2 protein-coding genes are annotated in these 1,342 nt (G+C 64.8%); both read right to left on the bottom strand.

All coding sequences use genetic code 11. The features are described 5' to 3' along the window. Positions 1-37: 37 nt before the first annotated feature. Positions 38-886, bottom strand: a complete 849-nt coding sequence (locus tag ACIPV1_RS18905) for an IS3 family transposase (RefSeq protein WP_402727040.1) — start codon at positions 884-886, stop codon at positions 38-40. Further along, positions 883-1,342, bottom strand: a 460-nt coding sequence (locus ACIPV1_RS18900; protein ID WP_402727039.1) for a helix-turn-helix domain-containing protein, incomplete at its 5' end; no start/stop codon positions are given. The genes ACIPV1_RS18905 and ACIPV1_RS18900, both read right to left, overlap by 4 nt.

Raw genomic sequence — 1,342 nt, 5'->3', positions numbered from 1 at the left:
GTGAACTGGTCCCGGTTTATTGGACCGTGAAGTCAGATTAGGCCGCGAGGGCGTGAGCTCGGTATTGAACCGGGCTCATGCCCTCGAGTCGTGCCTGGGAGCGGTCGGTGTTCCACCAGGTGATGTAGTCGTGGATCGCGGTGTCGAGCGTGGTGATGCTGTCGAAACGGGTTGGGTGGAACATCTCGGCTTTCAGATGGCCGAAGAAGTTCTCGATGATCGCGTTGTCGTGGCAGTTGCCCTTTCGCGACATCGACTGGGACGCGCCGGCGGCTGCCAGCAGTGACCGCCAGGACCGGTGCTGGTAGTGGATGCCCTGGTCCGAGTGCACCAGCGGTGCCGCCCCGAGTGCGGTGTGGAGTGCGTCGCGGAGCGAGCCGTGGGTGAGTTCCAGGGTCGGGGACGTTCCGGTTCGATAGGCGATGATCTGCCGGTCGAAGAGGTCCATCACTGGTGACAGGTAGAGCTTGTACTCACCGACCCGGAACTCCGTCACGTCCGTGACCCATTTCTGGTTCGGCGCTGTCGAGGTGAAGTCCCGGTTCAGCAGGTTCGCTGCAACCTTGCCGACCTCGCCGCCGTAGGACGAGTATCGGCGTCGACGACGCACCAGGCAGACCAGGTCGTGGCGTCGCATCAACGCCAGGACCGTCTTCTTCGCCACTGGCCCGGTCCGGCGGAGCTCGGCGTGGATCCGCCGATGCCCATACCGGCCCTTGGTGCGGACGAAGATCGCGCGGATCGCGTCCGCGGTGTCAGCGTGCCGGTCAGGTTCACGCGAGCGGGCTTGCTGGTAGAAGAACGTGGAGCGGGCAAGACCGGCGATCTGCAGCAGCGTCTGGAGTGAGTGTTCGGCCTTGCAAGCGGCAACGGCTGTGGTCTTCACCGACGCCGTTGCTGCGCCTGCAAGGCCCGCAATTTTCCCAAGTACGCGTTCTCGGCCCGTAAGTACTCGTTCTCCCGCCGGAGTCGTTCCAGCTCGCTGAGCTCGGTGTCCGGCTTCGCTTTCGGGCGGCCCGTTGGGCGCGGCCGGAGGGCGTCCTCACCGTCCTTGCGAACCTGGTTCGCCCATTTGCGCAGCAGCAGCGCTGAGGAGAGCCCTCCCTCGGAAGCGAGCGCATCGGCTGGTTCCCCGGCAAGGAAGCGGCGCACGAGGTCACGTTTCACCTCGAACGAGTACGAGCGTCTGGGGGAATCCATGAGCACCTCCGGACCATGCAGCAACCACCGTTGATGCAAGCGTCGCACCGGTTTCCGTGTCACTCCTAGCCGACGAGCCGTCGCCCAATCACTCAACCCCCGACCGAACCACTCCACCGCAGCCACCCGCTGCGCACTCGTC

Origin of the sequence: Curtobacterium sp. NPDC089991 (assembly GCF_044748425.1) — a bacterium.
Classification (GTDB): domain Bacteria; phylum Actinomycetota; class Actinomycetes; order Actinomycetales; family Microbacteriaceae; genus Curtobacterium.
Note: the sequence above shows the minus strand (reverse complement) of the source record. Positions and strands in the feature narration are given on the sequence as shown.